General features: G+C 60.3%; 24 protein-coding genes. 11 read left to right on the top strand and 13 right to left on the bottom strand.

Translation table 11 applies throughout. The annotated features are described in order from the left end of the window. Positions 1 to 73 precede the first annotated feature (73 nt). Complete coding sequence (locus tag ACK3EW_RS19880; protein ID WP_085630299.1) at positions 74 to 424, top strand: DUF8846 family protein; 351 nt, start codon at positions 74 to 76, stop codon at positions 422 to 424. Here the strand turns inward: ACK3EW_RS19880 and ACK3EW_RS19875 are convergent. Continuing rightward, positions 421 to 1,500 carry a Hint domain-containing protein gene (locus tag ACK3EW_RS19875; protein WP_493807528.1) on the bottom strand — a complete coding sequence of 360 codons (1,080 nt, stop codon included), beginning with the start codon at positions 1,498 to 1,500 and terminating at the stop codon, positions 421 to 423. The genes ACK3EW_RS19880 and ACK3EW_RS19875 overlap by 4 nt on opposite strands. Further along, positions 1,497 to 3,068 carry a Hint domain-containing protein gene (locus ACK3EW_RS19870; RefSeq protein ID WP_493807527.1) on the bottom strand — a complete coding sequence of 524 codons (1,572 nt, stop codon included), beginning with the start codon at positions 3,066 to 3,068 and terminating at the stop codon, positions 1,497 to 1,499. Before ACK3EW_RS19870 ends, ACK3EW_RS19875 begins: the two co-directional genes overlap by 4 nt. Before the next feature lie 269 nt (positions 3,069 to 3,337). Here ACK3EW_RS19870 and dapE point away from each other — a divergent pair, with 269 nt between their 5' ends. From dapE to rnr, 3 genes are read left to right on the top strand one after another with little or no spacing between them, the layout of a single operon-like run. Beyond that, positions 3,338 to 4,486 carry a succinyl-diaminopimelate desuccinylase gene (dapE, locus tag ACK3EW_RS19865; protein WP_493807526.1) on the top strand — a complete coding sequence of 383 codons (1,149 nt, stop codon included), beginning with the start codon at positions 3,338 to 3,340 and terminating at the stop codon, positions 4,484 to 4,486. After that, complete coding sequence (locus tag ACK3EW_RS19860; protein WP_493807525.1) at positions 4,483 to 4,911, top strand: GNAT family N-acetyltransferase; 429 nt, start codon at positions 4,483 to 4,485, stop codon at positions 4,909 to 4,911. The genes dapE and ACK3EW_RS19860 overlap by 4 nt, the downstream gene beginning before the upstream one ends. A gap of 48 nt (positions 4,912 to 4,959) precedes the next feature. Next, positions 4,960 to 7,248, top strand: coding sequence for a ribonuclease R (gene rnr / locus ACK3EW_RS19855; protein WP_493807524.1), 2,289 nt, complete (start codon positions 4,960 to 4,962; stop codon positions 7,246 to 7,248). Here the strand turns inward: rnr and ACK3EW_RS19850 are convergent. Next, complete coding sequence (locus ACK3EW_RS19850; protein WP_493807523.1) at positions 7,223 to 7,945, bottom strand: glutathione S-transferase family protein; 723 nt, start codon at positions 7,943 to 7,945, stop codon at positions 7,223 to 7,225. The genes rnr and ACK3EW_RS19850 overlap by 26 nt on opposite strands. Positions 7,946 to 8,027: 82 nt before the next feature. Here ACK3EW_RS19850 and ACK3EW_RS19845 point away from each other — a divergent pair, with 82 nt between their 5' ends. The 4 genes from ACK3EW_RS19845 to ACK3EW_RS19830 all read left to right on the top strand — a co-directional run bounded on the left by ACK3EW_RS19845 (position 8,028) and on the right by ACK3EW_RS19830 (position 11,837). Beyond that, positions 8,028 to 8,735 (top strand): helix-turn-helix transcriptional regulator, encoded by a 708-nt coding sequence (locus ACK3EW_RS19845; protein WP_493807522.1) that lies wholly within the window; start codon positions 8,028 to 8,030, stop codon positions 8,733 to 8,735. Between the two features lie 78 nt (positions 8,736 to 8,813). After that, positions 8,814 to 10,157, top strand: a complete 1,344-nt coding sequence (locus ACK3EW_RS19840) for a lytic murein transglycosylase (RefSeq protein WP_493807521.1) — start codon at positions 8,814 to 8,816, stop codon at positions 10,155 to 10,157. Positions 10,158 to 10,208: 51 nt separating this feature from the next. Continuing rightward, positions 10,209 to 10,985, top strand: coding sequence for an NAD(P)H-dependent oxidoreductase (locus ACK3EW_RS19835; protein ID WP_493807520.1), 777 nt, complete (start codon positions 10,209 to 10,211; stop codon positions 10,983 to 10,985). Positions 10,986 to 11,060: 75 nt separating this feature from the next. Beyond that, complete coding sequence (locus ACK3EW_RS19830) at positions 11,061 to 11,837, top strand: transglutaminase-like domain-containing protein (protein ID WP_493807519.1); 777 nt, start codon at positions 11,061 to 11,063, stop codon at positions 11,835 to 11,837. 13 nt (positions 11,838 to 11,850) lie between these two features. Here the strand turns inward: ACK3EW_RS19830 and ACK3EW_RS19825 are convergent, their stop codons facing one another. From ACK3EW_RS19825 to ACK3EW_RS19795, 7 genes are all read right to left on the bottom strand, one after another. Beyond that, on the bottom strand, positions 11,851 to 12,708 hold the full coding sequence (locus ACK3EW_RS19825; protein ID WP_493807518.1) for an MBL fold metallo-hydrolase: 858 nt from the start codon (positions 12,706 to 12,708) through the stop codon (positions 11,851 to 11,853). Positions 12,709 to 12,735: 27 nt separating this feature from the next. Further along, positions 12,736 to 13,218 (bottom strand): hypothetical protein, encoded by a 483-nt coding sequence (locus tag ACK3EW_RS19820; RefSeq protein ID WP_493807517.1) that lies wholly within the window; start codon positions 13,216 to 13,218, stop codon positions 12,736 to 12,738. Continuing rightward, positions 13,215 to 13,697 (bottom strand): RNA pyrophosphohydrolase, encoded by a 483-nt coding sequence (locus ACK3EW_RS19815; RefSeq protein ID WP_085630276.1) that lies wholly within the window; start codon positions 13,695 to 13,697, stop codon positions 13,215 to 13,217. The genes ACK3EW_RS19820 and ACK3EW_RS19815 overlap by 4 nt, the downstream gene beginning before the upstream one ends. A 54-nt stretch (positions 13,698 to 13,751) precedes the next feature. Beyond that, positions 13,752 to 15,092 (bottom strand): S41 family peptidase, encoded by a 1,341-nt coding sequence (locus ACK3EW_RS19810; protein ID WP_085630274.1) that lies wholly within the window; start codon positions 15,090 to 15,092, stop codon positions 13,752 to 13,754. Continuing rightward, positions 15,089 to 16,219 carry a murein hydrolase activator EnvC family protein gene (locus ACK3EW_RS19805; RefSeq protein WP_493807516.1) on the bottom strand — a complete coding sequence of 377 codons (1,131 nt, stop codon included), beginning with the start codon at positions 16,217 to 16,219 and terminating at the stop codon, positions 15,089 to 15,091. The genes ACK3EW_RS19810 and ACK3EW_RS19805 overlap by 4 nt, the downstream gene beginning before the upstream one ends. Continuing rightward, complete coding sequence (gene gpmI / locus ACK3EW_RS19800) at positions 16,216 to 17,733, bottom strand: 2,3-bisphosphoglycerate-independent phosphoglycerate mutase (protein ID WP_493807515.1); 1,518 nt, start codon at positions 17,731 to 17,733, stop codon at positions 16,216 to 16,218. Before gpmI ends, ACK3EW_RS19805 begins: the two co-directional genes overlap by 4 nt. Positions 17,734 to 17,891: 158 nt before the next feature. Then, positions 17,892 to 18,509, bottom strand: a complete 618-nt coding sequence (locus ACK3EW_RS19795; protein WP_493807514.1) for a CDP-alcohol phosphatidyltransferase family protein — start codon at positions 18,507 to 18,509, stop codon at positions 17,892 to 17,894. Positions 18,510 to 18,670: 161 nt separating this feature from the next. Here ACK3EW_RS19795 and ACK3EW_RS19790 point away from each other — a divergent pair, with 161 nt between their 5' ends. The 3 genes from ACK3EW_RS19790 to ACK3EW_RS19780 all read left to right on the top strand — a co-directional run bounded on the left by ACK3EW_RS19790 (position 18,671) and on the right by ACK3EW_RS19780 (position 22,233). Further along, positions 18,671 to 19,876: an ABC transporter substrate-binding protein gene (locus tag ACK3EW_RS19790; protein WP_493807513.1), complete on the top strand. Its 1,206-nt coding sequence runs from the start codon at positions 18,671 to 18,673 to the stop codon at positions 19,874 to 19,876. A gap of 82 nt (positions 19,877 to 19,958) precedes the next feature. Beyond that, positions 19,959 to 21,602 carry an ABC transporter permease gene (locus ACK3EW_RS19785; RefSeq protein ID WP_493809765.1) on the top strand — a complete coding sequence of 548 codons (1,644 nt, stop codon included), beginning with the start codon at positions 19,959 to 19,961 and terminating at the stop codon, positions 21,600 to 21,602. Further along, positions 21,595 to 22,233: an ATP-binding cassette domain-containing protein gene (locus tag ACK3EW_RS19780; protein ID WP_085630265.1), complete on the top strand. Its 639-nt coding sequence runs from the start codon at positions 21,595 to 21,597 to the stop codon at positions 22,231 to 22,233. Before ACK3EW_RS19785 ends, ACK3EW_RS19780 begins: the two co-directional genes overlap by 8 nt. A gap of 12 nt (positions 22,234 to 22,245) precedes the next feature. On the opposite strand, the gene ACK3EW_RS19775 is transcribed toward ACK3EW_RS19780, so the two are convergent. From ACK3EW_RS19775 to istA, 3 genes are read right to left on the bottom strand one after another with little or no spacing between them, the layout of a single operon-like run. Beyond that, positions 22,246 to 22,806, bottom strand: a complete 561-nt coding sequence (locus ACK3EW_RS19775; protein ID WP_493807512.1) for a WecB/TagA/CpsF family glycosyltransferase — start codon at positions 22,804 to 22,806, stop codon at positions 22,246 to 22,248. Positions 22,807 to 22,820: 14 nt separating this feature from the next. After that, complete coding sequence (gene istB, locus ACK3EW_RS19770; protein WP_493806540.1) at positions 22,821 to 23,588, bottom strand: IS21-like element helper ATPase IstB; 768 nt, start codon at positions 23,586 to 23,588, stop codon at positions 22,821 to 22,823. Continuing rightward, positions 23,585 to 25,081, bottom strand: coding sequence for an IS21 family transposase (istA, locus tag ACK3EW_RS19765; RefSeq protein WP_493809682.1), 1,497 nt, complete (start codon positions 25,079 to 25,081; stop codon positions 23,585 to 23,587). Before istA ends, istB begins: the two co-directional genes overlap by 4 nt. Between the last annotated feature and the right edge of the window lie 33 nt (positions 25,082 to 25,114).

Raw genomic sequence — 25,114 nt, 5'->3', positions numbered from 1 at the left:
GCGCGGCAACAACCCTCGACGCGCGATGGGTTTCGTGGCACATGCGGGACGCATCGCAGCACACAGGTCCAGCATGAGCGACACACCCAAGAAGCCAAAGAAGCCGCATTCGGTCTATACCCTCGTGGTCGAGGTCGGACGCAAGTCTGGCGATGGCCTTCCGAAAGGGGCCACTGGGGCGGCACTGATGTGCTATGCATCCGGCGTTGACGAGGCCGAAGCGGTCCGCGAAACCGTGGCGATCCTGAAACAGGCGGACATGGCACCACTGGATGTGACGGGCTACGGGACGTTGGAAGATCGCAAGGAACAGGGTCACGAGATCGAGCCTGACGAAATCGAGCTGATGCAACAAGCGTTGGACGAGAACTCTGTGATCGTGGCACAGGTCACACCGTTTTTCGGCGACGCCGACAAAGGTTAAGCCGCCCGCGCCTCGGCCAAAGTGATGGCTTCGAAGGCGCGCAGAACCTGATACCCGGCCCGGTGATGTTCCGGCAAAAGTGCGCGCGGCAGATCGCTGAGCACTGATGACGAGAGCAATGTCTTGTCGCGCCGCATCCGTCCAATGTAGAGCGTCTCCAGTGCAGCGTCCGGGATACGCACCGCATCATGGTGCGGCAAGAGCACTTGGTGATACGTGACAAACCGAGGCGCGGGTTCAAAATGGCCAGCGTAGCCATTGACCAAAGCCGACGCCGGGATCAGCACCTCTTCGCGTCCGAACAGATATTCGACCTCTGGCCCACTGACCAACAAACGCTGGTGCCGCGATACCACCACATCCTGTGTCAGACCGAAATAGGGCGCGCGCAGACGCACAGGACGGAACGACCCCAGCGCGGGCACCGACCGGGACACGGCATGCAATACCGGGACAAGTTTGCCATCGGCCGCGCGCACCACGTCGCCCTGTTTCAAGGCCATTGCCAAACTAAGCCCATGCGCGGTTTCGATTGGAACTGACGGGGACAGAGTTGGCATTGGTCCGACTGGTTCGATCTCGGTCGAGAGGGCGACGAAGATGACGTCAGGATCGATCTCGGTCAGCCCCTTGGGACAGGCCAGAGCAACAAGATCGGACAGAAGTGGCGCGCGTTTAATGGCAAAATGACGGATAAGAACATGTTCGGTTTCGGGGCGCGCCACGACAAGCCGACCCAACTGCTTGTGCACATCCCAACTGATTGTGACCTGCAACGTGTCCGTGCGCGCCTCGCGCCCGCGCTCTACCACCTCGTGAACCACATCTTCACCTTGGGCGATCACCAGAACCAGGCTGCCATGCGGCGTCGACATCAGCGAAAAACTCGACACTGACGTGCCTTCGCGCTTGTAACTGAGCAATGTTTGCGGACGACCATCCGGGGACAAGCGGGTTTCCAGAACAACCGATCCGCGCGGCACACAGGCGCGTGGGCGGAGATCGAGAATGTCCCTAACCTCGCTACGGACCCACGGGGACCGCTGTTCGCCATCGAACAAAGCAAACCAAGTCATGCCGCAGCCCCAAAAAGCACTTGCGCTTCGTGCTTCTTGAGGATCTGACGCGCCGCAGCGCCGTATCCTTCGCCGGTTTCGGGATCGAGCTCGGGGAAAAGCCCCATGATCTCTTCGATGATGTTGTTTTCGAACGCGTCCAGCGTTTGCGGGCCCGGCAAGAAGCTTTCGGTCGCCAGCCCATTCGACAAGATGATTTCGTGCTGGTCGAACAGCAGGTGCACATAGGTGACCATGCCACCTTCGACAATCTGCACGGTGCGCCCGTTGACAAGATGCTTGGCCGCCACCAGAACCTCGGGCGTGCCGAAAACGAGATCGGCCAGCGGGTCACGCACAAGGATGCGGTGCTGCGGCGACAACATAAGCGACCCGTGGTTTCCAAAGGTCTTCGCCGCCACGCGGACCGGCGCATACGTGCTAATCGCAGCAACAGTGCGCTGACCGATCCAGCGCAAGGGCTGCGCACCGTGATCTAGCGTCCAGACCAGATCTCCGGGAACAAGATCCTCCACACGACGCGGGCCATTCGTCGTTTCGATCAGGGTGCCGGCGACGAAACAGGGCACCGTTGCGATGGTGACAAACCCTGTGTCGATCTCGCCGTTGGTACTTTCGATTCCATAGGTGAAATTGACAGTCTCGAAATCACCATCCGACGTCACCGACAGCGTGCCGTCGGCATTCAACGTGACCACCTGACCAGTGCCCAGCGTGACGCTGTCACCCGCGCTGACGGCGATGCCATTGATATGGGTGATGAACATCACCCCTCCGGTCAGGTTGATGTCGTTGTCGAGAACGTCCAGCACCTTGGTCCGGTTCGTGTACATGCTCACGAGGTCGGATCGTGCCACGAGCTCGGTCTGGATCGAGTCTCCAGCGATCAGCAGGTTGGAATCGTAGCTGGAGTCGGCAACATCCGCGATCCCGATACGTATAGAGTTCACTTCGTCCGGATTGACCAACATGGTCATGGTCAGGGTGACGGTAAAGCCATCCATCTCGGTGTTATAATCGTCGCCCGTGTTGTCCTTGAAAAGGTTGATATTCGCAGTCGTGTTGAGGTTCGCGGGGTCAACGTCCCCGTCGCCGGCAACGATGTCGACCTGTTGGCCGTTGATCCAGACGCCGACGAAATCCTGATAGATGGAGTTCGTGAACTCCGGGTATTCCTCGGATGAGAACACAAACCGCATCGTCATCACGTCATTCTCGGGAATGAAGTCGATATCAAGGTAACTGGCGTCGTATGTGTTGGTCCCGGCGGCCGCGTTGAAATCCGGGTTGTTGTTTTGGCCGCCGCTGCTCGTTGTTGTGGAACCGCTGCGGTTAGGATCACCCCCGCTTTGTGTGAACGCCCTGACCTGTCCAGTCGACAGGATGACGCCTGAATCCGACGGTGTGACACCCGGAGCCAAGGCATCGCCGTTGCTGTAGATCGCGGAAGCCCGGCTGTCACCGCTGTAACTGGCGCCCACAACTGTGACGCCAGTGCCAAAGATCGCATTAGCCATCGCCACCGCGCTGGCACCTGTGTTGTATGAAAGCTCTGCGCCTGTTGCCATCTTTGCCTCGACGAGGCCCAAGGCATCTTTCCAGACGCGGACAAACAACGGCCGGTGTTTTCACCGTGCCGAACCACTGACTGAATACTGCTCTGCCTCGAGCCGTTTTATTTTTATTGATAGGAAGTTAGCATAAATGGTGCGCGTGTCATTCTTTCGATAGAATTGGTATCGAAAGGATAGGAGCCGAATGAGTCCTTTTCGCCACATTTGCCTCTACCGACCAGAGACGATAGCCAAGGCGCAAGACGGAACAAGGGACCGAGCCAATGACCGAGACCAATCCTGTAGACCTGACCGCTGCGCTTGTACGTTGCCCCTCGGTTACCCCAGAGGAAGGCGGCGCGCTGGTCTTGCTGCAAGACCTGCTGGAGAGCGCCGGGTTCGCATGCACTCGTGTCGATCGCGAGGGTGTTTCAAACCTGTTCGCGCGCTGGGGTGACAAAGGTCATGCGCGAACTTTCGGGTTCAACGGCCATACGGATGTCGTGCCGCTGGGCAATCCTGACGCATGGACGATGCCGCCTTTCGGCGCCGAGATCAAAGACGGCATGATGTACGGACGCGGATCGACCGACATGAAATCGGGCGTCGCCGCCTTTGCCGCTGCTGCGGTGGATTTCGTGCAAAACACGCCTCCCGATGGTGCAGTGATCCTGACCATCACCGGCGACGAGGAAGGCGATGCGATTGATGGGACCATGGCGCTGCTGGCTTGGATGGAAACCCACGACGAGAAGATGAGCGTCTGTCTTGTCGGGGAACCCACCAGCCCGGATCACATGGGCCAGATGATGAAGATTGGGCGGCGCGGGTCAATGAACGCTTGGTTCACGGTGACTGGTATACAGGGCCATTCCGCCTATCCCCACCGCGCGCTTAACCCGATGCCCGCTATGGCGCGTCTGATGGACCGATTGGCCTCGCACGAGTTGGACACCGGGACCGACCATTTCGATGCTTCAACTTTGGCGGTCGTGACAATCGACACCGGAAATGCCGCGACCAACGTGATCCCCGCCGAAACACATGCCTGCATCAATATCCGTTTTAACGACATTCATACCGGCGAAGGTCTGTCCTACTGGCTGCGCGACGAGGCGGCCAAGGTGGATGCAGAGTTCGGCACAAAGACCGACGTTAAAATCAAGATTTCGGGTGAGGCGTTCCTGACACCACCGGGGCCGCTGTCCGATTTGGTGGCCAAGGCCGTCGAGGCGGAAACGGGCGTGACACCGGAACTGTCGACAACCGGCGGCACATCCGACGCGCGGTTCGTCAAGAACCACTGCCCGGTGGTCGAATTCGGCCTTGTCGGCAAAACCATGCACGCGGTCGATGAACGGGTCGAGGTGGCGCAGATCGTGCAGCTTAAGGCGATCTACACCCGCATCCTTCAGGACTATTTCGCGCAATGACCGTGACCGTCTTGAGGGTCGCGGACCCGACCGACTGTTATGCGGTTCGGTACGACGTGTTCGTTCAGGAGCAGAAAGTTCCTGTCGAATTGGAGCGTGACGAACTTGACGCCACTGCGATCCACTTGCTGGCAACAGACAACGGCTCGCCGGTTGGCGCGGCGCGGATCGTAATCAACGGCGACACTGGCAAGATTGGGCGCGTCTGTGTTTTGCGTGATCGGCGCCACAACGGGATTGGCTCAACCCTGATGTGCGAGACTCTGGAAATCCTGCGCGACATGCCCGGCGTCACCCGCGCGGCCCTTGGCGCGCAGATCGACGCTTTGGGGTTCTATGAAAAGCTGGGCTTCACCGCCTATGGCGAGGTGTTCGATGATGCAGGCATCGACCATCGCATGATGGAGCTGCGCTTCGACATCTGACGCGACTTTCGCCATGACGCGCCACATCCCGCGTGCTACCTGAGTTGTATGAGCAAATTGCCGACAAAGGCGGACATCCTTGAATGGATCGCCGCCAACCCGACCCTCACTGCGAAACGCGACATTGCCAAGGCTTTTGGCATCAAGGGCGCTGCGCGGATCGACCTGAAGCGCCTGCTGAAAGAGCTGGAGGCCGAAGGCCACCTTGAGAAGCGCAAGAAGACCTATCGCGACCCCGATCGTTTGCCGCCCGTGAGCGTGTTACAAGTGAAGGCACCGACGCCAGATGGAGACCTTTTCGCGCGCGCGCTGGAGTGGCATGGTGAAGGTGTGGAGCCGATCATCCTTGTGATCCCACGCGCCTCTGATCCCGCTTTGGGCGAAGGCGACCGCATCCTTGCGCGTCTACAGGTCGTGCATGAGGAAGACCACAACTACGAGGCACGACTGATCCGGCGCATCGGGACCAACCCGCGCAAGGTGGTGGGTATCTTTGCCAAATCCTCGGAAGGTGGGCGGATCAAGCCGATCGACAAAGGTTCGGACAAGGAATGGGTGGTCGCCCCAGATGCCACCGGCGGCGCTAAGGATGGGGAATTGGTCGAGGCGGAACAGGCCGGACCCGCCGGGCGCATGGGCCTGCCACGTGCCCGGATCATCGAACGGCTGGGCGACCCAAGCGCCCCCCGCGCAGTGTCGCTGATCGCCATTCACCAGCACGGCATTCCCGACAGTTTCCCCGACGATGTGATCGCCGAGGCAGACGCGATGAAACCGGCTGGCCTTTCGGGTAGGACCGACATGCGGGACATGCCGCTGATTACCATCGATCCGATAGATGCACGCGACCGTGACGATGCGTGTCTGGCGTACCCCGACGATGATCCCAAGAACGAGGGCGGCCACGTGATCTGGGTCGCCATCGCGGATGTGTCGCATTACGTGACGCCCGGATCGGCGCTCGACCAAGAGGCGCGCAAACGGGGCAATTCCAGCTATTTCCCTGACCGTGTAGTGCCGATGCTGCCGGATCGCCTGTCGGGTGATCTTTGTTCGCTGCACGAAGGTGTGCCGCGTGCCTGTGTGGCGGTGCGGATGGTGGTCGACGCGCATGGCACCAAGATCAGCCACAGCTTTCAGCGCGGGCTGATGCGGTCGGTGGCGTCGCTGGACTATCGCACAGTGCAAGAGGCGATGGATGGCAACCCAAACGACAAGACCGCGCCGTTGATGGACGACGTGATCCGGCCGCTTTACGCGGCTTATGCCGCGCTGCGCGAGGCGCGGAACCGACGTCAGCCCCTCGATCTCGACCTGCCCGAGCGCAAGATCATTCTGGCCGAGGATGGCACGGTACAGTCGGTCAACTTTGCCGACCGGTTGGATGCGCACCGCCTGATCGAGGAGTTCATGGTGCTCGCCAATGTCTGCGCCGCCGAAACCCTGATCGCCAAACGCACGCCGCTTCTCTTCCGCGTGCACGAAGAACCGCCGCCCGAGAAAATGGAGAGCTTGCGCGAAACCGCCGAGGCGGCGGGGCTGACGCTGGCCAAGGGGCAGGTGCTCAAGACCGCGCAACTGAACCGCCTGCTGCATGATGCTGCCGGATCGGAAGAGGCCGAATTGATCAACCTCGCCACGCTGAGGTCGATGACGCAGGCCTATTACAACCCCGAGAATTTCGGGCATTTCGGCCTCGCGTTGCAGAACTACGCGCATTTCACCTCGCCCATCCGGCGTTATTCTGACCTGATCGTGCACCGCGCGTTGATCAAGGCGCATGGCTGGGGTGATGACGGGCTGTCGCCCGAAGATATCGACCGGCTGGAAGCGACCGCGCAGCATATCAGCGATACAGAGCGTCGGTCGATGATGGCCGAACGCGACACAACCGACCGCTATCTGGCAGCGTTCCTGTCTGATCGCATCGGCGCAGAGTTCGGCGGGCGTATCAGCGGCATCGCACGCTTTGGTGTGTTCGTGAAGCTGGACGAAACCGGCGCTGACGGTCTTATCCCGATCCGGTCCTTGGGTAACGAGTATTTCCACTTTGATGCTGATGCCGGAACGCTGATGGGATCCGACACTGGTGTGATGATCGGTCTGGGCCAGCGCGTGACTGTCAAACTGGTCGAGGCAGCGCCTGTGACCGGGGGCATCGCTTTGGAGCTGCTGACACTTCAGGACGCGGAACTCCCGGGCAGCTCTGGCAAAGGCCGCATGGGGCGCGGGACACGCCCCAAGGGCAAGGGTGGACCAAAGCGCAAAGCGGCCAGGGCGAAAAAGAAAGACGCCAAGACCAAGCGCAAGGTCACGCGGCAGCGGCGGAACGGGTAAATTTTGGATAAAGGGCATCGCGGCCACGCTGGATATATCCCATCAATGTTTCGTTCCCTCGCACCGCCCGCCGGATCGCAGTATCGGCGGGCAAACCAGCAAGCATGCTAAGGACCGGAACGGCAATCGTGTCGGGTGCGGTGGGATGGTCGGCCAAAAGGAACCGCTTGTCCCACAGCAAGTCAGTCAGGCAATCGAGGTCGGGCGTCACGCATTGCATGCGCTGATCTTCGGTCATGCGGGCAAAACCCTGCCCTTTCAGGCCATTTCGCACCTGACGGCGCACCATATTGGCGATGAACGGGCGCATCGGTGACGGAATACTGCCAAAGGCAACGGGCACCAGTTTGGCCCAACAGCGATCATCCAACCATCGGTCATGTGCGACCGCGACCCGGAGGTGTTCTTCGATCATGCGGATTAGCGCATGCCCCAACACGCGGTCGGCAGACGACAGACCAGGATAGAAATCCGCCCCGCGCTTTTCCAGATAAGTCTGGATGAACCCGCTTTCCGGGATCAGCCCTTCGGATGTGCGCAGCGCAGGCAAACGTCCAATCGGGGCCTCTGAGGGTGTGTTTGCGTATTCCGGACGCCAGTCTTCGCCCGACATGTCCAACTGGATCATGGACTTGACGCAGAACGGGCTGAGGCTGGGTTCGTTAAAGCCTTCGGGATAGGTGATGAGTGTGAACATACTTGCCTCCAAATCAGTGCTGCATCCGGAGTAGCGCGGCACACTGTCAGTTTTTGTCAGTATGGTGTAGAAAGCTCTGGATATGAGCCGCACCCATCGCATGTTCCAATTGATGCAAGCTTTGCGCAGTCTGCCCGCCCCGGTTACAGCGGCGCAGCTGGCTGATGCGACCGGCGTGTCCCCGCGAACGCTCTACCGGGACATCGACACGCTGCGCGAACTTGGCGCAGTGATCGATGGGGAGGCCGGGTTCGGCTACACGCTGATCGAGGACGCGCATCTGCCGCCGCTGGGCTTCAAGGATGACGAATTGGAAGCCCTCGTTCTTGGCCTGCGCGAGGTTGCTGCGGTTGGCGACCCGGCACTGGCCGAAGCCGCCCGGAGCGCGTTGACCAAGCTGCGAGCACGCCTTCCGGAAAGTCAGGCACATCGCTTGCGCCACTCAGTGCTCGTCGCGCACCGTTTCCACCCACCTGCTCAGCCCACGATCGACTCGGGTATCCTTCGAGAGGCGTGTTGGGATGAACGGATCGTCGGCTTTTCCTATACCGACAAGCACGGCACAGCCACGCAACGCGAGGTCAAACCGCTAAGTATCATGCTCTTCGATCAATCACATTGTCTCTTGGCATGGTGCCTGAAGCGTGACGATTACAGGGCGTTCCGGTTGGACCGGATGGTGGACTTGAATGTGACTGATCGATCCTTCCGTCCGGGGCGTGTGCCATTGCTCAAGACCTATCTTGAAAACCTGAACCAAGCGGCAGGAGACCGCTTGGTCCGCTTTTGATCCCTTCGCAAAAACTGCGAGTCGCGCTAGAATTGAACAAAGTTCGGCAAACGGACACGGGCAGCAGGGGTTAAAAACATGCGTTATCAAGTGATCGCCTCGGTTCTGGCAATGATAGGGTCCACGGCACAGGCCCAGACGGTCGATGATCCGACCCGTCCGGTTAGCCGTTCCAGCGCTGGTGCCGAAGTCAGCCGCAACGCGGTATCTCTTGTGTCGCTGACAGCCCCACGCAACTCCTTGCGTCCTGCCTTGCGCCCAGCTGCGGCACCTACGCCGGAAACGCTGGTTCCCGCTGCCACGCAATCGGGGTTCGATGATTGGATCAAAACTTTCAGAAATCGTGCATTGCAGCAGGGTATCACCGCCGAGGTTTTCGACCGTGCCTTTGTCGGCGTGCAATACGATGCCGACGTCATCCGCCGCGACCGCAACCAATCGGAATTCACCAAGACGATCTGGGATTATCTTGACAGTGCAGCGTCTGATGCGCGGGTGAACAATGGCAAAGCTGCGCTACGCAAACATGGCGCGCTTTTGGATCGGATCGAGGCGCGATACGGCGTCGACAAGGATGTGATCGTTGCGATCTGGGGGTTGGAGAGCGCTTACGGCACCTTCCGTGGATCGAACCCCGTGATCGGGTCGCTTGCCACGTTGGCTTATGATGCGCGGCGCAGCGATTTCTTCGAACAGCAGCTTGTCGAGGCGCTGAAAATTCTGCAAAGCGGCGACGTGAGCCTGACCGACTTCACAGGCAGTTGGGCCGGGGCGATGGGGCATACGCAGTTCATCCCGACCTCGTACCAATCTCTCGCGGTGGATTTCGACGGTGACGGCAAGCGCGACATCTGGTCAGACGATCCCGCCGACGCGCTGGCCTCGACCGCGAACTACCTCTCCAAAAACGGCTGGGTCAAGGGCGCGCCTTGGGGCGTTGAGGTGCGGATATCACAAGGCTTCGACTACACACTTGCCAACCGGGACATTCTGCGGATGCCGTCTGACTGGGCAAAGATGGGGATCGTTGACCTTAATGGCAAAGCGGTGCCGGATCACGGGTCCGCCTCGGTCCTGTTGCCAGCAGGCGCAAAGGGCGCAGCCTTTCTGATCTTCAAGAATTTCGATGTGATCGAGACCTACAACACCGCGGACGCCTATGTGATCGGGGTGGGTCACCTAAGTGACCGCATCACCGGCGCAGGACCGATCCAATCGGAATGGCCCCGCGAGGATCGCGCGCTGACCTTCGACGAACGCGTGGAAATGCAGCGCCTGTTGACCGCCAAAGGCTTCGACACCAAGAAGATCGACGGCAAGATCGGGCCACTGACCATCAATGCGGTAAGGGCGTATCAGACATCCATTGGGGATATTCCTGATGGCTATGCCTCTTTGAACATCCTCAAGAAACTGCGCTAGAGTCTTGGGCGAAACGGTGGCGCGACCGCCCTGCCCTAGAAGGCCCGACATATGCCAACAACTCTGATCGTTCTGGCGCATCCCGAACGGCGTTCGTTCAATGGTGCATGGTCCGACGCAACCGAAGCGGCTGCGCGCGCGCAAGGTGATAAGGTTTTGCGATCCGACCTGTGCCAGATGGGATTCGATGCAGTGGAGAAGGCTTCACATTATACCGACTGGCCCGATGGTACACCGTTCGACCCCCTCAAGGCGCAGGAAGCTGCGGCCACGGCTGCGACCACGCCGGTTGATGCGGCGATAGAAGTGGAAAAGATTCAACAAGCCGACCGCATCGTTCTGCATTTTCCGCTCTGGTGGTTCGCCCCGCCAGCCATCCTCAAGGGATGGTTCGACCGCACATTCCAGCACGGAGCATTGCACGACGTAGACAAGCGGTTCGATACCGGGTTGTTTCAAGGAAGGCGCGCTTTGATGTGTGTGACCACAGGATCGCAAGCGGACGAAAGCGCTTTCAACGGCAAAGAAGGCGACGTCCGGCTGCTACTTTGGCCGACGGCTTATACGCTGCGGTACTTGGGGTTCGATGTGCTTGAGCCCGTCGTTGTACATGGTGTTCACGGCTATCACCGCGGCGACCGCAAGGCAGAATTGGCCACGCGCCTTGAGGCGACTCTGAAGGCGCAGCACAGCGTCATCGCAGGGTTGGACTCCCATGCACTGCTCGCCTTCAATCGTGATGAAGACTTCGATGACATGGGACGATTGCGTGCCGACAAACCAAGCTATTCGCCCTTCATACGGCATGGCGATAAATCCAACGATTAGAGAGTTTGCGTTGCAGGCTATCGCAGACTAAACGCGCCCAACCCGTCACCACATCTTCAATTTGGAAAGCCCGCCGTGATCCTGAGTATCGACGTGCACCTGCAATATCGTTTGTCCCAGCCCACAGACCTGCTTTTGCAGATCGAAGCCGCAGATCAGGTGGACCAAATCGTCAGACAAACCCGGATCGATTTTTCCGAGGTCGAGAACATCTCGCGGATCGCCGCCGATGACGGACTGGGCCAACGGATTTGGCTGCGCGCCAATGGACTGTTCCAATGCGACTACAGCGCCAACATCCAGATCGACCGCCCTGTCACTGACCTGAGCGCTCTGCCCGCAACGCCACCACACCAATTGCCGGGCGAAACTGTGCGCTACCTCATGCCATCGCGCTATTGCCCATCTGACGAGTTCCAAACCTTTGTGGCCGCCGAGTTCGGCCATCTTTCAGGCGGTGCACAAATCACTTCGATGCGCGACTGGATCGAGCGGTCCTTTCAGTATGTACCGGGTGTCAGCAATGCACAGACCACTGCTCTGGACAGTTTCGTGCAGCGCCAAGGCATCTGCCGCGACTACGCCCATGTTCTGGTGACACTGGCCCGCGCCGCGACGATCCCCGCGCGCTTTGCCAGTGTCTATGCACCGGGCGTAACACCGCCGGATTTCCATGCGGTGGCAGAGGTATATCTGGGCGGCGCATGGCATCTCGTCGATCCGACGGGCATGGCGTCGTCCGCAGACATTGCACGGATCGGTGTTGGCGCGGATGCGGCCAGCGTCGCGTTCCTCAACATCTTTGGTCAGGCGGAGTTCGTCGCACAGAGCGTGTCTGTCCAAGAAGACTAATGCCTCCGGGCTATCAAAGCTCTGACAGATCGGTCCAGCGAAACGCGTCTTTTTCGACAAACACCCGCCCCACCGAGGGCAGGGAGAAATGGCTGCCAAGCACAAGGCACCCAGTCTCAGACGCCGTTTCCAGCAGAAAGCGGCGGGACTCGACGGCCCGTTCGGGATCCGCATCGAACTTGAAATGCCATTCGGGGTGCCAGCATTGCGCGGCAGAATGCAGGGCATCCCCGGTGATGATCGCTTTGCGACTGCCGCTTTGGATCTGAACCGACACGTGACCCGGTGTATGACCGGGCGTCGGAACAAGGGTGACGTGATCGCCAAGCCTATGGCCCGCCTGCACCATCTCGGCCTGACCAGCGGCAATCACGGGCAAGACGCTCTCGGTGTATAGATCGCTCATCCGGTCCTTTTGGAACGCTTCGTCGGCGGCGGGTATCAGGTAGCGCGCATTGGGAAACGTGGGAACCCAACGGCCATCCTCAAGCCGCGTGTTCCATCCCACGTGATCGGTGTGCAGGTGCGTACACAATACGTAGTCGATGTCATCGACGGTCAGACCTGCCGCATGGAGCGATGCCAAGAACCGCCCATCGGACCGTTTGTGCCAGCTGGGAAAAGCAGGGACAGTTTTGTCGTTGCCAACACAGCTGTCGATCAGAATTCGATGGGTCGGCGTGATCAACACGAACCCTTGAATGGGAATAATCAGGCAACCCGTCGTCTTACAGATCGAGCCAGATACATGCCGGTCAATGATATCGGCGACATCAGGCCCGGCAGTCGGGAAAAGAGCATCGGGTGCCATGAAGGGACCGTGCAGGTCGAGCAATCTCCAAACTTCGACCTCACCGATTTTACAAAGCATCGCCTGTTCCCATTCGAACTGTTCTTGTCAGTCTGCCTGACAACTCTCCCCCCGAAAACAGGCCAGCGCTTTCTGCTCCTGTTCAACAGTCGGGGATGCATATGTCATTCCGGGACAAGGGTTGATCTGCAGGACCCATTGGCGGTCTTCCTGCTTGAGGAAGGCCAAATGCTCGGCCTTGACAGTTCCACCGCACCACGGGCCAAGGCAGGACACCCGCAGGATCACATCGCGTTCGAACCTCTTGGTGAAGCCATCTTTGGTCAGGGAAAATCCTGCCAGCCAGCCTTCTAGATCAACACTGTCGCGCGCACGGGATGTACGCTGATCGACCCGGTCGGGAAGATCGGATTCATCAAAGAACAGATCGCCTTTGACGATGATGTAAGTGTCATCGGATTGTGCGGCCTGCTGGAAATCGCGAGCAATGTCCGGAGCCATGCAGCTTAACGCAAAGGCCGGTTGAGAAAGCGCCATCACGCCAGCAACGACGACACCCAAGCGCGTCACAGGTGATCCTTGAACGCTGTCAAAACCCGCTCATAGACATGCCGCTTGAATGGAACAATGTTGTTGATGAGTTGATCCGGCGCCATCCACTTCCAACGGCTGAATTCCTGATGTTCGGTGGCGATATCCACTTGGTCATCAGTTCCTTTGAACCGCATCAGGAACCACTTTTGCTCCTGCCCGCGATAGCGTCCTTTCCAAAGCTTGCCGACAAGGTCATGCGGCAAGTCGTAGGGAATCCAATCCTTGGTCTCGGCCTCGATCTTGACCAGCCGGGACAGAACCCCGGTTTCTTCCCAAAGCTCCCGCAAGGCTGCATCACGGGGGCTTTCGCCCTTGTCCACGCCACCCTGCGGCATTTGCCAAGCAGGGCCCGGGTTGTCGATGCGCTGGCCCACAAAAACATGCCCCTCACGGTTCACCAGCATGACACCGACACAGGGACGATATGGCAGGCGAGCAATCTCTTCGGGGGTCATCTTGGGGCCTTTGCAAAGTTGCGGCGCAGAAACATTCCGCGCCGCAATATGATTTTAGTCGTTGGACGGCTGAAGCGCCGTCAAGCCTTTGAGGATGTCGATGGCATAGGCCAGCTGGTAATCCTCTTCGCGCAACGCTGCAGCGGCTTCGGCTTTGGCGCGGTCGGCTTCGATCTGCTGAACCTCGTCCTCGCTCAGGCTGTCATTGTCGAGACTGCCACGAAGGTCTGCCTCGGACCGGTTGAAGACGTTTGTTTCTTCCTCGTCCTCAGCGCTGGCCTCGGCGCGGCGCGGTTGAGCTACGACGATATCCGGCGACACGCCAAGCGACTGAATGGACCTGCCCGAGGGCGTGTAATACCGCGCGGTGGTCAGACGCATAGCACCGTCGCCCCGAAGCGGCATCACGGTCTGGACCGAGCCCTTGCCGAAGGACTTCGTGCCGACCACAATGGCGCGGCGGTGATCCTGAAGCGCACCGGCGACGATTTCGGATGCTGATGCAGAACCACCGTTGATCAGAACGACAATCGGTTTGCCCTGTGCCAGATCACCCGGCGTGGCATTGTAGCGATCACCATCCTCGGGGTTGCGGCCCCGAGTGCTGACGATCTCGCCCTTTTCAAGGAACGCATCGCTCACCCGGATTGCCTGATTGAGCAAACCGCCCGGATTGTTGCGCAAATCAAGAACGATACCCTCGACACTGTCGATGCCACCGGCGGCTTCAACCTGTTCAGCCAGCCCCTCTTCGAGGTTGGCATAAGTCTGGTCGTTGAAGGTGGTGACGCGCAAAACCACCGCTTCACCTTGCAGGCGGGTTCGAACTGCGGTCAGCTTGATGGTGTCGCGGATGATCGACACATCAAACGGTTCGGATTCGCCTTCGCGCACAACGGTGATGATGATCTCTGACCCAACCGGACCGCGCATCATGTCGACCGCCTCGTCAAGCGTCAGACCCAATACCGAAGCACCATCCACATGAGTGATGAAGTCGCCCGCTTCGATCCCTGCTTCTTCGGCGGGGGTGCCGTCAATTGGCGACACGACTTTCACAAAGCCTTCTTCCTGCGTGACTTCGATCCCCAGACCACCGAATTCGCCGCGCGTTTGCACGCGCATGTCTGCGGCATCGTCCGGCGACAGGTAACTGGAATGCGGATCAAGCGAGGTGAGCATGCCGTCGATGGCCGCTTCGATCAAATCCCCTGCATCCACCTCTTCGACATATTGCGCGCGGATACGTTCGAAAATGTCCCCGAACAGGTCGAGCTGTTCATACACGTTTGTGGTGCGGGCGCTTTCCTGCGCGACCAGCGGACCCACGAATTGCGTCGTGGCCACGATGCCTGCAAGTGTGCCGCCCATGGCCGCCATGACTACTTTTTTCATTCGGTCCTTCCCTTATCCTCTGTGAACCACCCAAGGGGGTCCTCTGGCGTATCGCCTATTCTGACTTCTATATAGAGCGTTTCAGACAACGCTTCGCCAGCCCTTTCACCGGATGGTGATTGAATATCGTTGGTTTCACCCGCTGGACCGCCCATCAAACCGACCGGACTGCCTTCGGGAAGCACCTGACCGGTCTCACCAAACACCGAGTCGAGCCCAGCAAAGACGAACAGGATATCGGGTTCCGGTTCCAGAATGCTGACCAGCCCGTAATCCAAAAGCGGCCCCCGGTAGCGGATCGTTGCCGCCGCCGGTGTCGTGACCAGCGCGCGAGGTCTTGTCGCGATCAAGATGCCCGGACGTGTCACACCCGCCGCATCGGTCTCCCCGGCACGACGCAGGATTTCACCGGAAACAGGCAGTGACAACCGGCCTTTGCGATTGCTTGCGGCCGGCAGATTAAGATCAGCTTCATTCTCGGAAATCTGGCTCAACCCAGCGGCAAATCCATCGAGCGTTTCGGTTGCGGCAATCAGCAGAGCGGTCTTCACCGGATCTTCGGTGAACTTGCGCGGCAGGTCGGTGCGGTCTGCAATGGCCTGACTTAACGCCGTTCGTGCAATCTGAATATTGGCCAACCCGGTTTGCAACGTGTTCGCCGCATCCTGCTGCAACTGCCGCAACGCGGTTGCCTCTTCCACATCCGCGCGCAGGTCAGCAGCGGCATCTGTCAACGCAGGCGTGATGGAGGCCATCAACAACCCAGCCCGCGCCGCACCAATGGGGCCGTCAGGATGCACGAAATTCTTCGGACCGGCATCCGGCCCCAATGCAGACAAAGCCGCCAGCAAGCGCGTCATCTCGGCATCGCGCGCATTCAGCTCGCGCCGCAATTCAGTTTCGCGGATAGATGCCGCCCGTAACCCGTCCCGCATCGCCGCAAGCCCGGTCTCGAACGCCTGAACAGCTTCGGTCAGCGCCCTGACGCGATCCCGCGCGGACTCAGCCGCGTCAAGCTGGGCGGTTGCATCTTCCAACTGCACCATCGCGCCGCGCGCGGCCTCGGCCGGGGTCTGAGCCGCGAGGGGTGCGCCGACTAGGCAGAGAAGAAGCGCAAAATGCCTCATGAGCGGATCAGGGATTTCCCGGTCATCTCGTCGGGTTGCGGCAGCCCCATCAGCGCCAGCAGCGTCGGCGCGAGGTCAGCCAGCCGCCCGTCAGCCAGCGTTGCACCCTCCGGCCCACCGTAAAGAACAACCGGCACGAGGTTCGTTGTATGCGCTGTGTGCGGCCCACCCGTTTCGGGATCGACCATGGTTTCGCAATTGCCGTGATCGGCTGTTACGATCATCGCACCACCCATCTTTTCGACGGCGGCAAGCACCTTGCCCAGCCCTGCATCCACAGCTTCGCAAGCCTTGATTGCGGCATCCAGATCGCCGGTGTGCCCAACCATATCCGGGTTGGCGTAGTTAGTGACGATCAGGTCATATCCTGCCTCTACGGCAGCGATGAATTTATCTGTCACTTCATCAGAAGACATCTCTGGTTGCAGGTCATAGGTCGCTACATTCGGGCTTTTAGGCATGAACCGGTCTTCACCCTCTTCCGGCGTTTCCTGCCCACCGTTCAGAAAGAAGGTCACATGAGGGTACTTCTCGGTTTCGGCCAGCCGGAACTGTTTGCGCCCGTGTTTGGCGACCCATTCGCCAAGTGTGTTCTTGATTTCCTGCTTGGGATAGGCGGTCGTCATGTAAGCATCATGCGCCTTGGAATAGTTCACCATGCCCAGAAGGCCAGACAGATCAGGCTTTTCACGATCGAAGCCATCGAACGCGGGGTCACCGATCGTAGCAAGGATTTCCCGAGCGCGATCCGCGCGGAAGTTTAGACAGAAGAACCCATCGCCTTTACTCAGACCGCTGTAGCCGCCGATCACGCAAGGCTCGATAAATTCGTCATTCTGGTCTTTGGCATAGGCGTTTTCTACGGCTTGGATCGCCGCATCGGCTCTTGTGCCCTGACCGAGGATCATTGCGTCATACGCCCGTTTGACCCGGTCCCAACGGGTGTCCCGGTCCATCGCGAAATAGCGCCCGATCACAGTGCCGATGCTGGCACCTTCCGGCAAGCTGTTGCTCAGTTCCGCGACAAATCCCTTGGCCGAGGTCGGGGCCACGTCGCGCCCGTCGGTGATCGCGTGCAGCACGACTTCGACTCCCCGATCAGTAAGCATCTTCACCGCCGCCTTGATGTGGCTGATATGACCATGCACCCCACCGTCCGAGACCACTCCCATAATATGCGCCCGGCCACTTGCGTCTTTGACCGCCTTGGCAAATTCAAGGATCGCGGCGTTCTCGAAAAAGCTGCCGTCTTCGATGGCAAGGTCGATCTGCCCCAAATCCATCGCCACTACCCGGCCCGCACCGATGTTTGTATGCCCAACCTCGGAATTGCCCATCTGGCCGCTGGGCAAGCCAACATCTGGCCCGTGCGTGATCAGCTTAGCATTGGGGCAGGTCGCCATCAGGCGATCCATCGTGGGCGTGTCCGCCAGTTTCGGCGCGTTCGCCGTCGGATCATCACGCAGACCCCAACCGTCGAGGATGGTCAGAACCACAGGTTTCGGGATGGTCATGTGCGGCGTCCTCTGCTCGGCCCGGTCTTTGGCGCGGTGTAGCAGAGGTGGCGCGGGATGTGGAGAGGGCGCTTGATCCGTTTGATCGAACCGCGTGCGCGGTCCGATCCGCTGGGGGCTCTGCCCCCAGACCCCCGGCATATTTTCAAAAAGAAGAATTACAGGACGCCAGATCCAAACATCCGCCACCCTGCCAACCAACGGGTGACGGTGGTGATCGTACAAAGCGCGGCGAACGTGTAAGCGAGCCACGGGAAAGCCACAGGGAACAGGCACATAGCAACGAAAAGCGCGATGGTCTCGGTGCCTTCAGTCAAACCGCCGAGATAGTAGATGCCCTTGGTCGGATAGTCCTCAGAGGTGATCCCGCGCTTTTCGGCGATGATCGAGAAGGCAAGAAAGCTGGACCCCGTGCCGATGAAGCTTGAGATCAGAACAGCGGCAGGCAGTGCGTTATTGGCGAGATCATGCAGCGCAAAGCCCAGCGGGAACAGGCCGTAGAACATGAAATCGAGCGCGATGTCGAGGAACGCGCCACGATCGGTGGGGTGGGTCAGCCGCGCCACCGCTCCGTCCAGACCATCTGCAAGCCGGTTCAGCACAAGGCACACCAGCGCCAGACCGAAGAGGCCCAGCCACACGGCCATGACACCCACAAGGCCAATGCCGAAACCCAACACCGTGATCTGGTCCGCAGAAATACCGCGTGCAACCAAGACCCGCGCCGGACGGTCGATGGCGCGTTTGACAATCGGCAAAAGGGCGGCGTCGATCATGGGATACTCGGGTGTCGGTCGGTTAACTTCTGCCATAACGGTCCGATTTCGAAGGGACCACTGAAATCTTACACACCTGTTTGTCATTTGACCGGATCAGGGTAGTGCTGGTTTTAACGCACGAGACCGGGGCATCTGCCTCCAAGATCAGGACATGACCTATGCGCACTCTGCTTGCCGCCACCCTCGCCACTGCAACCGCTTTTGCGGTCCAGGCCGACCCCGACCCGTCGAACTGGGAGGCTGTCACCGAGGAGGCACGCGGGCAGACAGTTTATTGGAACGCATGGGGCGGGTCGGACACGATCAATAGCTTCATCGCATGGATCGGCAACCGGGTGAACGAAGATTACGGTGTGACTCTCGAACATGTAAAGCTGTCCGACACCGCTGATGCGGTCAGCCGGGTGGTGGCAGAAAAGACCGCTGGCAAAGACGAGGGCGGTGCGGTCGACATGATCTGGATTAACGGCGAAAACTTTGCCGCGATGAAGCGGCAGGAATTGCTGTTCGGCCCGTGGGTCGAACAGACCCCCAGCTGGGCCAATGTGGATGTGGCTGGCAAACCTGCGGTGATCTCGGATTTCACCGTGCCGACCGATGGGCTCGAGGCACCATGGGGCATGGCGCAGGTGGTGTTCTACTATGACACCGCGCAGCTTGAGACACCCCCCACCACGATGGAGGCGCTGGCCGCCTATGCCGCTGCCAATCCGGGGCGCTTTACCTATCCGCAACCGCCGAATTTCCTGGGTTCCACGTTCCTCAAGCAAGCCCTGATCGAATTCGTGCCAGACGCGTCGGTCCTGCAATCGCCTGTCGAAGAGGCCGACTACGATGCGGCGACTTCCGAGTTCTGGGCCTTTCTTGACGGTCTCACGCCAAACCTTTGGCGGTCGGGACGCGCCTATCCGCAGAACGAATCCCGCCAAATCCAATTGATGGCCGATGGCGAGATCGACCTCGCAATCAGCTTCAACCCGAACGAGGCGAGCAATGCGATTGCCAATGGCCAGTTGCAGAACAGCGTGCGCAGCTTTGTCATGGACGCAGGGTCCATCGGGAATGCAAGCTTTGTCGCCATTCCCTACAACGCCAACGCCAAAGCGGGTGCGATGGTGGTCGCGAATTTCATGATGTCCCCCGAGGCCCAGGCGATGATGCAAGACCCCGAGGTTTGGGGACTTGGCACCGTTCTTGATCTGGCGAAACTGTCGGGCGAAGACCGTGCGCGGTTTGATGCTTTGGAACTGGGAATTGCCACCCTACCGCCGGAAGAACTGGGCGCGACCCTGTCCGAGCCGCATCCGAGCTGGATGGTCAAGCTCGAGGAAGACTGGACCGAGCGGTACGGCGTCGCGCAATAGGCGCGGTGTGATCCCACGCTGCGACACACCCTCGGCGCGGGCCCGGTTTCTGCCATGGGCCCCGCTCCTGACCCTTGCCATTATGGTAGGCCCTGTGGCGGCTGGGGTTCTGGGTACTCTGGGTCCCGCATTCGGCTATATGCCGGCTTTGGGCGGGGACGGATTTAACCTCAAAGCGTTTGCCATGCTGTTCGACTGGCCGGGAATCACCCGCGCCAGTGTGCTCAGCGTCACCACCGGGATCGCGGCCACGGCCCTGTCCTTGTTGCTGGTCGCCCTGATCTGCGCCGCATGGAGCGGATCACGGGCCTTTCGCATCATCGAGCGGATGCTGTCGCCGCTCTTGTCTGTGCCCCATGCCGCGGCCGCCTTTGGGTTGGCGTTTCTCATTGCACCGTCGGGATGGATCGCGCGCGCCACCTCGCCGTGGTTGACCGGTTGGGACAGACCCCCGGACCTTTTGATCCTGCAAGACCCCTACGGCCTGTCGCTGATCGCCGGGCTGGTGGTGAAGGAAGTGCCGTTTCTCTTGCTGATGACGCTGGCGGCCCTCAGCCAAATCCGCTCTCAACAAGCGCGCGACACCGCATTGGCCTTGGGATATTCCCCTGTCACAGGCTGGTTCAAAACCGTCTTCCCTCGCGTCTATGCGCAGATCCGGCTGCCAATCTTTGCCGTCCTGGCCTTTTCAATGACGGTGGTGGATGTGTCCCTGATCCTTGGCCCGACAACGCCTACGACACTGTCGGTGCAAATCCTCAAATGGATGAACGATCCCGACTTGGACATGCGCTTTCTTGCCTCTGCTGCTGCTGTCTGGCAGCTTACGTTGGTCGTGTGCGCGCTGGTGCTGTGGCGTCTGGTCGAGCTCGCACTTTCAGGATTGGGTCGCCGGTGGGTGGCCTCCGGCGCGCGCGGCGGAGCAACACGCATGGTCCAGACCGTCTCCATCGCAGCGGCGACACTCAGCGCGGGCGCCATCGTATTCGGCATCTTTGGCCTTCTCGTGTGGTCCTTTGCCGGGTTCTGGAGCTTTCCCGATCTGCTGCCCGGCACATTCACCGTCAAGACTTGGATGCGCCACGGGATGAACCTCTGGCCCATCATCACCGAAACTCTGATCATCGCCTCGGTCGCCACACTCGCGGCAATGCTGTTGACTCTGGCCTGTCTCGAGGCAGAGGACCGATACGGGCTCAGGCCGGGCAGTCGCGCACTCTGGCTTCTGTATGTGCCTTTGATCGTGCCACAGATCGCCTTTCTGACCGGGCTTCAGACGCTGGCCATCTTCACCGGGATCGATGGCAACCGCACGGCGGTGATCGCGGTGCATATCATCTTCGTGCTGCCTTACGTGTTTCTATCACTGGCCGATCCGTTCCGCGCGTGGGACGCGCGATACGGGCATGTTGCGCGCGCCTTGGGGGCTGGCTGCGACGGCGTGCTGTGGCGGGTGCGCCTGCCGATGCTCTTGCGTCCGATCCTGACGGCAGCCGCTGTCGGGTTCGCTGTGTCCATCGGACAATACCTTCCTACGCTGCTGGCCGGCGCTGGCCGGGTGCAAACCCTGACGACTGAGGCGGTGGCCCTGGCCTCTGGGGGTGACCGGCGGGTGATTTCTGTTTATGCGCTCAGCCAGACGGCATTGGCGCTGCTGCCTTTTGCCTTCGCCTTGTTCATTCCTGCCATTGTCTGGCGCAATCGTAAGGGGCTGCGCCATGCCTGATCCCGGACTGACCCTTGACGGCGTGGTGATCCAACGCGAGCGGCGCATCTTGGTCGACATCTCGGACCATGTCGCACCGGGCGAGGTCTTGACCGTGATGGGCCCAAGCGGCTCGGGCAAGTCGACACTTCTATCCTACATCATCGGCACCCTTGATGATGGGTTCGATGCCAAGGGGCAGGTCATGTTGAACGGCACCGACATCACCGATCTTGCCCCCGAACAGCGGCATGTCGGCATTCTCTTTCAGGACGAATTGCTGTTCCCGCATCTGTCCGTTGGGGAAAATCTGGCCTTCGGGCTGCGCGCCACGGTGAAAGGCCGCGCGGCCCGCCGACAGCACATCGACACCGCGCTAGAAGATATCGGTCTGGCCGGGTTTGCCGACCGTGATCCAGAGACCCTGTCAGGCGGGCAAAAGGCGCGGGTTGCTCTGATGAGAATGCTGCTGTCCGGCCCAAAGGCGCTATTGCTGGATGAGCCATTCTCACGGCTCGATACCGAACGGCGCGACCAGATCCGTACGCTTGTGTTTGATCAGGCCCGCGCAAAGGGGTTGCCCGTGCTGCTTGTCACCCACGACCACGCCGATGCCGACGCGGCTGGCGGCCGTGTGCACAGGCTGACTTAGGTTCGGGCGATGTCACTTGCCTTCGCGAGCGGGCGTGCCTTGCGCCGCGCCAAAGCGCAGTTTCAAGGCGTGGATCAATTCCACCGGAAGGATCTTGAAACACTTGGCATAGCGCGGGATCAGCCGGGCAGGTTGCGACACCGCGCGCCACAGCCATTCCATCGCAATGGCGCGAACCCAAGCCGGTGCACGCACTTGCGCACCCGAGAAGAAATCCAGACCTGCACCAATTGAAATGAACCCGACATGGTCCAGCTTGCCGCGCCCGTAAGCGGCGAATAATTCCTGCTTGGGGGCCCCCAGTGCAAGAAAGGCAATATCCGCATCGACCGCTTGCAGCGCATCAAGCACTGCATCCGCAGAGCCTCCGACAGGGTCAAAGCCCATCGGAGGGGCGATGGTCGCCACGATCCGGGTGCCCGGTGTCAACGGCGGAGTAAAATTAGGCCACGGGGCGGCGCAAAACTGGGCCACTTTGGGTTTACGCGGGACGCGGGTGATGAGCGGCGGCCAGTCAGCCGCGCTCTCCATGTAGCTGGCGGGTGACTGGCCGCCTTGGACCGTCAGGTCCAAGTCTGGGCTTTGGATCAGTTGATGTTTTCGCCGGGCTTGCGTGCGCGGCTTTGCGCGAGGCGATAGCTTTCGCCGTTCATCTCGAGGATGTTGACGTGGTGGGTCAACCGGTCGAGGAGCGCGCCGGTCAGCCGCTCGGTGCCGAAGGTCTCGGTCCATTCATCGAAGGGCAGATTGCTGGTGATCAGCGTGGCGCCGCGCTCGTAGCGCTGGGAGATCATCTCAAAAAGCAGCTCGGCGCCGGTCTTGGACAGGGGCACGAATCCGAGCTCGTCGATGATCAGCAGCTTCACGGCAGCCATCTGCTTCTGGACGCGCAGCAGCCGACGTTCGTCTCGCGCCTCCATCAGCTCGTTGACCAGCGCGGCGGCGGTGGTGAAGCTGACAGACATGCCCTTCTGGCAGGCTGCCAGTCCCAAGCCCAGTGCAATGTGGGTTTTGCCGGTTCCGCTGGGCCCGAGGGCGATCACGTTCTCACGCCGGTCGATCCATTCGCAACGCCCCAGTTCCAGCACCTGCATCTTGTTCAGCTTCGGGATCGCCTTGAAGTCGAAGCTGTCGAGGCTTTTGGTGGCCGGGAACTTCGCGGCCTTGATGCGGCGCTCGACCATCCGCCGCTCGCGGTCAATGAGTTCCAGTTCCACGAGGCGCGACAGGAACTGGACATGGTCCAGTCCTTCGGCGGCGCATTGACGCGCAACCTTCTCGTGCTCCCGCAAGAATGTGGGCAGCTTCAGCGTCTTCAGATGGTGGGCAAGCAGGATCTTCGGGGCCTCGGTCATTCCGCCGCCTCCGACATCAAGGCCATGTAGCTGGCCGCCCGCGTCGTCTCGACATTCGCCCGCGGCAAGTAGGGGTAGACATCGAGATCAAGCCTCGGGGGGCGCTTCTCCACCTGACAAAGCACGAGGTGCTTCACGGCGTCGAAGCCGACCGCGCCCAGCTTCAGGGCCTTCTTCACGGCGGCATGCAGGTCATCCATCTCGAAGGTCTCGAGCAGACGCAGCACCTGCACATACTCGCGGCGCCCCATCTTGAGCATGCGCGCCTCCATCAGGCGGCGCAAAGTCTGGAACTCTTCGGGCAGGTCCCATTCCGCCAAGGGTGCGGCCTGGTCCAAGGCATTGATCTTGCGCTCGATCAGCGGGAGGTAGTGAACCGGATCAAAGATCATGTCCTCGCGATCGTAACAGCGCGGGTGTCGGGCGATCACCTCCCCGCGACAGCCGATCACGACCTCATCGACATAGCCGCGGATCCAGACATCCTGGTGGCCATAGGCGACCGGGACCGAGTAATCGTTGGTGTCATAGCGCACGAGAGACTGCGAGCTGACCCTGCCGCCCGCTTGGTCGCAGGCGTCGAACGGGGCGGCAGGCAGGGGGCGCATCGCGACCAGATCGCGCTGCAACCTCTCACCGATCGTCTCCTTGTGACCCCGAAGAATGCGCGTCAGGCGTGCGCGGCACTGCCCTTCAAGGTCTGCGTTGAAATCGTCCCAACTGGCAAAGTGGGGGATCGGCACCATGTGGTTGCGGCGGGCGTAGCCGACCATCCCCTCGACAGCGCCCTTGTCGTTCCCCTTCCCGGGCCGACCATAGCGATCCCGAAACAGGTAATGCGACTGCAAGCCGCTGAACAGCGCGGCGCGGATGCGCGTGCCGTCCGGTTGGATCTTCGACACCAGGCAGCGGTCGTTGTCGTAGAGCACCGACTGCGGCACCCCGCCGAAGAAGTCAAACGCGCGGACATGGCCGTCTATCCAGGCCTCCGCCGTCGCCGCTGGATAGGCCCGGACGAAATAGGCATCGCTGTGCGGCAGGTCCATGACGAAGAAGTGCGCCTTCTGCTCGACACCGCCGATGACGACAACCGCTTCGCCAAAATCGGCCTGAGCATGGCCCGGCGGATGAGCCAGCGGCACAAACATCTCCCGGGTCCGCCGCTCGCGATCACGCACGTAATCCTTGACGATCGTATAGCCTCCGGTGAAGCCGTGCTCGGCCTGAAGCCGTTCCCATATCCGCTTGGCCGTATGACGCTGCTTGCGATGCACGACCTTGTCGGCTTCAAGCCAGGCGTCAATGAACTCGGTGAACCCGTCCAGCTTCGGCCGCCTGATCGGCTTGTCCCGCCGGTAGCCAGGCGGCACCGAAAAGGCCAACATCTTATCAACCGTCCCACGCGAAATGTTGAAATGCTTCGCCGCCGCCCGCGCGCTCATGCCCTCGGAACACGCCAAGCGAACCTTCTTGTAAAGTTCCACGGTATAGATCTCCCCGCCCTCCCTGCCGATGCAAGAAGGGAA

Source organism: Marivita sp. NO-S04 (assembly GCF_059070475.1).
This window is presented reverse-complemented; position numbering and strand designations above follow the sequence as displayed.

Excerpts from the sequence above, each read along its gene's own strand:
- ACK3EW_RS19880 (WP_085630299.1), top strand. The coding sequence starts at position 74 with ATGAGCGACACACCCAAGAAGCCAAAGAAGCCGCATTCGGTCTATACC.
- ACK3EW_RS19875 (WP_493807528.1), bottom strand. The coding sequence starts at position 1,500 with ATGACTTGGTTTGCTTTGTTCGATGGCGAACAGCGGTCCCCGTGGGTC.
- ACK3EW_RS19870 (WP_493807527.1), bottom strand. The coding sequence starts at position 3,068 with ATGGCAACAGGCGCAGAGCTTTCATACAACACAGGTGCCAGCGCGGTG.
- dapE (WP_493807526.1), top strand. The coding sequence starts at position 3,338 with ATGACCGAGACCAATCCTGTAGACCTGACCGCTGCGCTTGTACGTTGC.
- ACK3EW_RS19860 (WP_493807525.1), top strand. The coding sequence starts at position 4,483 with ATGACCGTGACCGTCTTGAGGGTCGCGGACCCGACCGACTGTTATGCG.
- rnr (WP_493807524.1), top strand. The coding sequence starts at position 4,960 with ATGAGCAAATTGCCGACAAAGGCGGACATCCTTGAATGGATCGCCGCC.
- ACK3EW_RS19850 (WP_493807523.1), bottom strand. The coding sequence starts at position 7,945 with ATGTTCACACTCATCACCTATCCCGAAGGCTTTAACGAACCCAGCCTC.
- ACK3EW_RS19845 (WP_493807522.1), top strand. The coding sequence starts at position 8,028 with ATGAGCCGCACCCATCGCATGTTCCAATTGATGCAAGCTTTGCGCAGT.
- ACK3EW_RS19840 (WP_493807521.1), top strand. The coding sequence starts at position 8,814 with ATGCGTTATCAAGTGATCGCCTCGGTTCTGGCAATGATAGGGTCCACG.
- ACK3EW_RS19835 (WP_493807520.1), top strand. The coding sequence starts at position 10,209 with ATGCCAACAACTCTGATCGTTCTGGCGCATCCCGAACGGCGTTCGTTC.
- ACK3EW_RS19825 (WP_493807518.1), bottom strand. The coding sequence starts at position 12,708 with ATGCTTTGTAAAATCGGTGAGGTCGAAGTTTGGAGATTGCTCGACCTG.
- ACK3EW_RS19815 (WP_085630276.1), bottom strand. The coding sequence starts at position 13,697 with ATGACCCCCGAAGAGATTGCTCGCCTGCCATATCGTCCCTGTGTCGGT.
- ACK3EW_RS19810 (WP_085630274.1), bottom strand. The coding sequence starts at position 15,092 with ATGAAAAAAGTAGTCATGGCGGCCATGGGCGGCACACTTGCAGGCATC.
- ACK3EW_RS19805 (WP_493807516.1), bottom strand. The coding sequence starts at position 16,219 with ATGAGGCATTTTGCGCTTCTTCTCTGCCTAGTCGGCGCACCCCTCGCG.
- gpmI (WP_493807515.1), bottom strand. The coding sequence starts at position 17,733 with ATGACCATCCCGAAACCTGTGGTTCTGACCATCCTCGACGGTTGGGGT.
- ACK3EW_RS19795 (WP_493807514.1), bottom strand. The coding sequence starts at position 18,509 with ATGATCGACGCCGCCCTTTTGCCGATTGTCAAACGCGCCATCGACCGT.
- ACK3EW_RS19790 (WP_493807513.1), top strand. The coding sequence starts at position 18,671 with ATGCGCACTCTGCTTGCCGCCACCCTCGCCACTGCAACCGCTTTTGCG.
- ACK3EW_RS19785 (WP_493809765.1), top strand. The coding sequence starts at position 19,959 with ATGGTAGGCCCTGTGGCGGCTGGGGTTCTGGGTACTCTGGGTCCCGCA.
- ACK3EW_RS19780 (WP_085630265.1), top strand. The coding sequence starts at position 21,595 with ATGCCTGATCCCGGACTGACCCTTGACGGCGTGGTGATCCAACGCGAG.
- istB (WP_493806540.1), bottom strand. The coding sequence starts at position 23,588 with ATGACCGAGGCCCCGAAGATCCTGCTTGCCCACCATCTGAAGACGCTG.